Here is a 7,500-nt window from a genome sequence, read left to right on the forward strand (position 1 = left end):
TTGGAAAACATTCACGATTTATGGAATAGAGCTTTAGATCAAATTGAAAAAAAATTAAGCAAACCTAGTTTTGAAACCTGGCTCAAATCGACAAAAGCTCATGCTTTACAAGGAGACACGCTCATTATTACTGCGCCTAATGATTTTGCACGGGACTGGTTAGAATCTAGGTATTCTAATTTAATTGCTGAAACACTTTACGATCTTACGGGGGAAGAGTTAGATGTGAAATTTATTATTCCTCCTAACCAGGCCGAGGAAGAATTCGATATTCAAACTCCTAAAAAGAAAGTCAATAAAGACGAAGGAGCAGAATTTCCTCAAAGCATGCTAAATTCGAAGTATACCTTTGATACATTTGTTATCGGATCTGGAAATCGGTTTGCGCATGCAGCTTCTTTAGCAGTAGCAGAAGCGCCGGCTAAAGCGTATAATCCGCTTTTTATTTACGGGGGAGTAGGATTAGGTAAAACACACTTAATGCACGCAATAGGCCACTATGTGTTAGATCATAATCCTGCCGCTAAAGTCGTGTACTTATCATCTGAAAAATTCACAAATGAGTTTATTAACTCGATTCGTGACAATAAAGCAGTAGAATTCCGCAACAAATACCGCAATGTAGATGTTTTACTGATTGATGATATTCAATTCTTAGCAGGTAAAGAGCAGACACAAGAAGAATTTTTCCATACGTTTAATACGCTTCACGAAGAAAGCAAGCAGATTGTCATCTCAAGTGATCGACCGCCGAAAGAAATTCCTACACTTGAAGATCGACTTCGCTCTCGCTTTGAATGGGGCCTTATTACAGACATCACACCACCAGATTTGGAAACACGAATTGCTATTTTGCGTAAAAAAGCAAAAGCGGACGGCTTAGTTATTCCAAATGAAGTTATGCTTTATATCGCCAATCAGATTGATTCAAATATCAGAGAATTAGAAGGAGCACTTATTCGTGTAGTAGCTTATTCTTCACTAATTAATAAAGATATAAACGCTGATTTAGCAGCAGAAGCATTAAAAGATATCATTCCTAGTTCAAAACCTAGGGTTATTACGATTCAAGACATCCAACAGATTGTTGGACAAGAATTTAATATAAAATTAGATGATTTCAAAGCGAAGAAACGTACAAAGTCAGTAGCATTTCCTAGACAAATTGCCATGTACCTTTCTCGCGAACTAACGGATTTTTCGTTGCCTAAAATTGGAGAAGAGTTTGGCGGGCGAGACCATACTACTGTCATCCATGCTCATGAAAAAATCTCAAAACTTGTTCAAACAGATACTGACCTACAAAAACAAATTAAAGAAATAAGTGAATCACTAAAAATATAGGCTTTTTTTACTTGTATTTTGTGTATAAGTGAGTTAGGATTGTACACAGTCTGTCCACATGTGGATAGGCTGTGTTCTCACGTTTTTAGGGGTTATCCACATTTCCACAGCCCCTATTACTACTACTATCTTAAAATATAATAAATAATAAGCTTTTAAACCTACTTTTAAGGAGGATTAATTATTATGAAATTTATCATACAGAAAGACTATCTAGTTCAAAGCGTCCAAGACGTTATGAAAGCTGTATCTTCTAGAACAACAATTCCGATTTTAACGGGGATTAAAATTGTAGCGACTGAAGAAGGTGTTACCTTAACCGGAAGTGATTCCGATATCTCTATTGAATCGTTTATTCCAAACGAAGAAGAAGGAAAAGAGATTGTTGATATCCAAAAACCAGGAAGCGTTGTTCTTCCAGCTCGTTTCTTTAGTGAAATTGTCAAAAAGCTTCCTAAAGACATCGTAGAATTAGACGTCCAAAGTCACTTTTTAACAATCATTCGTTCAGGAAAAGCTGAATTTAACTTAAATGGTTTAGATGCAGAAGAGTATCCTCATTTGCCACAGATCGAAGAAAACAACATGTTTAGATTACCGACGGACTTATTAAAAAACATGATTCGACAAACTGTCTTTGCAGTGTCCACCTCAGAAACACGACCTATCTTGACAGGTGTAAACTGGAAAGTCGATGGCAAAGAATTAACGTGTATTGCCACTGACAGTCACCGTCTAGCTTTACGAAAAGCGACCATTGAAACTGGAAATGAAGCAACGTATAATGTGGTTATTCCAGGTAAAAGTTTAAGTGAATTCAGTAAGATCCTTGATGATTCTCATGAATTAGTAGACATTGTTATTACGGAAAATCAAGTATTATTCAAAACAAAACATTTACTATTTTTCTCAAGATTATTGGATGGAAATTATCCTGATACATCAAGATTGATCCCAGCCGATAGTAAAACGGATGTTATATTGAACGTAAAAGAATTCTTGCAATCGATTGACCGAGCTTCTTTATTAGCTCGTGAAGGAAGAAACAACGTAGTAAAACTATCTACGCTGGATGAAGGAATTGTTGAAATTTCTTCTAACTCTCCTGAAATCGGAAAAGTAATTGAAGAGGTACAAAGTCAGTCTATCTCAGGAGAAGAATTAAAAATTTCTTTTAGCGCAAAATATATGTTAGATGCATTAAAAGCGCTCGAAGGAACAGATATCAAAATTAACTTCACTGGTGCGATGCGTCCATTTGTCATTCGAACATTAGAGGATGATTCAATGCTGCAGCTGATTTTACCAGTGCGAACATATTAAATCTCAGAAAGCTACTAGCATGCCGTACTAGTAGCTTTCTTTTCTCAAGGAGAATTATTTAGTAAAATAGAGATACATCATTAGAAAGTGAGAGAGTCGCATGAAAACAGAGGTTAAAATTTCAACTGAATACATTACGCTTGGCCAGTTTTTAAAACTAGCAGACGTCATTCAAACAGGTGGAATGGTAAAATGGTTTTTAAGTGAGCACGAAGTATATGTGAACGGGGAGCTAGAAGAGCGCCGCGGACGTAAATTATATGCAAATGACGAAGTGGATATACCGGCTGCAGGATCATTTGTTGTTATTACTTAAAGTTGGTGAAACGTTTGTATATTAAAGAAATTACTTTAACAAATTACCGAAACTATACGAAGACAACGATTCCTTTTGAAAATAAAGTAAACGTCATTTTGGGTGAAAACGCACAGGGTAAAACAAACGTGATGGAATCGATCTTCGTATTATCTATGGCTAAATCTCATCGTACATCCAACGATAAAGAATTAATTAAATGGGACTGTGAGTATGCAAAGCTATCGGGCATTGTAGAAAAGCATAGAGGGCCTGTTACACTGGATTTAGTCATCTCAACAAAAGGGAAAAAAGCAAAATATAATCATATTGAGCAGAAAAAACTCAGTCAATATATAGGATCAATTAACACTGTCATGTTTGCTCCGGAGGATTTGAACCTAGTTAAAGGGAGTCCGCAAGTAAGGCGCAAATTTATCGATATGGAAATTGGTCAAGTTTCGCCTGTTTACATGCATGATTTAAGCAGGTATCAAAAGATTTTGCAGCAAAGAAATCAATATTTGAAGCAGCTGCAGACAAAAAAACAAACGGATCTTTCACTTTTAGACGTACTTACGTTACAGTTAAGTGAAATGGCGGCGAAAATCCTAAAAAAACGTTTTGAGTTTTTACAGTTACTCCAACAGTGGGCAGAGCCTATTCATAAAGGGATCAGTCGAGACTTAGAAACATTAAAAATTGAGTATAAGAATTCAATTGATGTATCAGAAGATGCAGATTTGTCGAAAATGTTAGAAGCATATCATCAAAAGTTTGATAAAATAAAAAGTAGAGAAATTGATAGAGGTGTCACCTTAGCAGGACCACACCGTGATGATCTTCTTTTCTACGTTAATGAAAAAGACGTTCAAACATTTGGTTCACAAGGGCAACAGCGGACGACTGCTTTATCGTTAAAGCTTGCTGAAATTGAGTTGATTCATCAAGAAGTAGGTGAATATCCAATCTTGCTTTTAGACGACGTATTGTCTGAATTAGATGATTTTCGTCAATCACACTTGCTAAATACCATTCAAGGAAAAGTTCAGACGTTTGTAACGACAACGAGCATTGAAGGAATTCATCACGAGACCTTAGAAAAAGCCGCTACATATCACGTAGAAGCTGGCCAAATTCAAAAGGTCAAATAGCAATTGATCTGTCTAAAAACTTTTCGCAAGGCAATCTAAGCTGAAATATGATATCATTATAGTTTTAAGTCTATATATTTCAACTCGTACCCTCGATTATGAAAATTTTGTGCATAAGTAAACAAATTGCAAATACATTAAAGGCTCCGTATTATTTCCACATAATATTCGAAAAACATAATACAAAATGATAAATACAGCAGTTTGCTGTTAAAAAAAAGTGTAGGTGATACATTTGACGATGGAACAAAAAGAAGTACAAGCATATGAAGCTGATCAGATACAAGTATTAGAAGGATTAGAAGCTGTTCGTAAACGTCCGGGGATGTATATTGGATCGACGAGCGCAAAGGGTTTACATCATCTTGTATGGGAAATTGTAGATAATAGTATTGATGAAGCGCTGGCCGGCTATTGCGATGAAATTAATGTTATTATCGAAAAGGATAATAGTATTACAGTCAAAGATAACGGTCGTGGAATTCCGGTTGGTATTCAAGAAAAAATGGGCAGACCTGCCGTTGAAGTTATCTTAACGGTTCTTCATGCCGGAGGTAAATTTGGCGGCGGCGGCTATAAAGTATCTGGTGGATTACACGGTGTAGGTGCCTCAGTTGTTAACGCACTTTCTACCTCTTTGGAAGTGCACGTACATCGTGACGGTAAAGTTCATTATCAAAAATATGAACGAGGTGTACCGGCTGCTGACTTGAAAGTAGTTGGAGAAACAGATAAAACAGGTACTGTTATTCAATTCCATCCAGACGGTGAAATTTTTACAGAAACGCTTGAATACGATTTTGATACGTTAGCTAATCGTCTGCGTGAGTTAGCTTTCTTAAATCGCGGCATTAAAATTACGATTGAAGACAAACGTGAAGAAGATAAAAGACGTGAATATCACTATGAAGGCGGAATTAAGTCTTACGTTGAACACTTAAATCGTTCGAAAGAAGTGATTCACGAAGAGCCGATCTATATTGAAGGTAATCGAGACAACATTTCTGTAGAAATTGCTATTCAATATAACGATAGCTATACAAGTAATTTATATTCTTTTGCAAACAACATTCACACATATGAAGGTGGAACGCACGAAGCAGGATTTAAAACAGCTTTAACGCGTGTAATTAACGACTATGCACGTAAAAACAGCGTATTTAAAGACAGTGACGCCAATCTAACGGGTGAAGATGTTCGTGAAGGAATTACAGCTATCATCTCTATTAAGCACCCAGATCCGCAGTTCGAAGGACAAACAAAAACAAAGCTGGGAAATAGTGAAGCAAGAACAATTACTGACTCTGTGTTTGCAGAACACTTAGAAACTTACTTGCTAGAGAACCCTATTGTGGCGAAAAAGGTAATTGAAAAAGGTTTAATGGCTGCAAGAGCAAGAATGGCAGCTAAAAAAGCTCGTGAGCTTACACGCCGTAAAAGCGCGCTTGAAATTTCAAACTTACCGGGTAAATTAGCAGATTGTTCATCAAAAGATCCTTCTATTAGCGAACTCTATGTAGTAGAGGGTGACTCTGCCGGAGGTTCAGCTAAGCAGGGGAGAAGCCGTCATTTCCAAGCTATTTTGCCTTTACGTGGTAAAATTATCAACGTAGAGAAAGCGCGTTTAGATAAAATTTTATCTAATAACGAAATTCGTACAATCATTACCGCTCTAGGAACGGGTATTGGTGACGATTTTGATATTTCGAAAGCCCGCTACCATAAAATTGTGATTATGACAGATGCAGACGTAGACGGTGCGCATATTCGTACGCTTCTTCTAACGTTCTTCTATCGCTATATGAGACAGATTATTGAGCATGGATATGTATACATTGCCCAGCCGCCTCTTTACAAAGTTTCACAAGGTAAAAAAGTGGAGTACGCGTACAACGATCGTCAATTAGAAGAGGTATTAGCTTCTTTCCCTGAAGGCGTAAAACCAAACCTTCAGCGTTACAAAGGTTTAGGAGAGATGAATCCTGAACAATTATGGGAAACAACAATGGATCCAGAGTTTCGTACCCTTCTTCAGGTGAACTTGCAAGATGCAATTGAAGCTGATGAGACATTTGAAATTTTAATGGGCGACAAAGTAGAACCACGCCGTAATTTCATTGAAGAAAATGCTCAGTACGTAAAAAATCTCGATATTTAAATGAACGGTAATACCCTTTATATTTTTTATAAAGGGTATATAAACGTCAGGATAGAGATAGGTTCTATCCTGCGTTTACATATATATGAATTACTATACTGAACTTCGCGAAGGAGGTTCTTATCGATGTCAGATAAACCAAACTCTCAAATAAGAGAAGTAAATATTAGTCAAGAAATGCGCGCATCCTTTTTAGATTATGCAATGAGCGTAATTGTATCGCGTGCTTTACCAGATGTAAGAGACGGACTTAAGCCTGTGCACCGTCGTATTTTATATGCAATGAATGATTTAGGTATGGGATCGGATAAGCCATATAAAAAATCAGCTCGTATCGTAGGAGAAGTAATTGGTAAGTATCACCCACACGGTGACTCAGCTGTATATGAAACAATGGTTCGTATGGCACAAGATTTTAGCTATCGTTATATGCTAATTGACGGTCATGGAAACTTTGGATCTGTTGATGGAGATGCAGCAGCAGCTATGCGTTATACAGAAGCAAGAATGTCAAAAGTTTCGATGGAACTGTTACGTGACATCAATAAAGATACAATTGATTACCAAGATAACTATGACGGTTCTGAACGTGAACCAATTGTATTACCTGCTAGATTTCCAAATTTACTTGTAAACGGTTCAGCCGGAATTGCGGTAGGTATGGCGACAAATATTCCTCCGCATCAGTTAGGGGAAGTCATTGACGGCGTTTTAGCTGTAAGTCAAGACCCTGATATCACAATTGCAGAGTTAATGGAGATTATTCCAGGCCCGGATTTCCCAACTGCAGGACAAATTCTTGGCCGCAGCGGAATTCGTAAAGCTTATGAAACTGGAAAAGGTTCTATTATTGTTCGCGCAAAAGTAGAAATTGAAGAACAAAGCAATGGTAAACAAACTATTATTGTTCATGAACTTCCATACCAAGTAAATAAAGCAAAGCTAATTGAAAAAATTGCCGAGCTAGCTCGTGATAAGAAGATTGATGGAATTACGGATTTACGAGATGAGTCTGACCGTTCGGGTATGCGTATTGTTATTGAAGTAAGACGTGATGCAAATGCAAATGTTTTATTAAACAACTTATATAAGCAGACATCTCTTCAAACAAGTTTTGGTATTAATACCCTTGCATTAGTAGATGGACAGCCAAAAGTATTGAACTTGAAGCAATGTCTACAGTACTACTTAGACCATCAGGTAGTGGTTATTCGTCGTCGTACTGA

The 7,500-nt window shown here is 37.0% G+C and carries 6 protein-coding genes (1 of these 6 only partly in view); all 6 read left to right on the forward strand.

What is annotated here, in order from left to right:
- Positions 1-1,344, forward strand: a complete 1,344-nt coding sequence (gene dnaA, locus LIS78_RS00005; protein WP_028411911.1) for a chromosomal replication initiator protein DnaA — start codon at positions 1-3, stop codon at positions 1,342-1,344.
- Positions 1,345-1,530: 186 nt separating this feature from the next.
- A complete protein-coding gene (gene dnaN, locus LIS78_RS00010; RefSeq protein ID WP_013054821.1) occupies positions 1,531-2,667 on the forward strand; it encodes a DNA polymerase III subunit beta in 1,137 nt (378 codons plus the stop codon).
- A gap of 100 nt (positions 2,668-2,767) precedes the next feature.
- Positions 2,768-2,983 carry a S4 domain-containing protein YaaA gene (gene yaaA / locus LIS78_RS00015; RefSeq protein ID WP_013054822.1) on the forward strand — a complete coding sequence of 72 codons (216 nt, stop codon included), beginning with the start codon at positions 2,768-2,770 and terminating at the stop codon, positions 2,981-2,983.
- A gap of 14 nt (positions 2,984-2,997) precedes the next feature.
- Positions 2,998-4,116, forward strand: a complete 1,119-nt coding sequence (recF, locus tag LIS78_RS00020) for a DNA replication/repair protein RecF (RefSeq protein WP_013054823.1) — start codon at positions 2,998-3,000, stop codon at positions 4,114-4,116.
- A gap of 241 nt (positions 4,117-4,357) precedes the next feature.
- Positions 4,358-6,274, forward strand: a complete 1,917-nt coding sequence (gene gyrB / locus LIS78_RS00025; protein ID WP_209150812.1) for a DNA topoisomerase (ATP-hydrolyzing) subunit B — start codon at positions 4,358-4,360, stop codon at positions 6,272-6,274.
- A gap of 126 nt (positions 6,275-6,400) precedes the next feature.
- Positions 6,401-7,500: the start of a DNA gyrase subunit A gene (gene gyrA / locus LIS78_RS00030; protein ID WP_195781493.1), read on the forward strand. It continues 1,411 nt past the right edge of the window; the window shows 1,100 of its 2,511 coding nt (coding positions 1-1,100); it begins with the start codon at positions 6,401-6,403; its stop codon lies off the right edge, out of view.

The sequence above is a fragment of the Priestia megaterium genome, assembly GCF_023824195.1.
Taxonomy (GTDB): domain Bacteria; phylum Bacillota; class Bacilli; order Bacillales; family Bacillaceae_H; genus Priestia; species Priestia megaterium_D.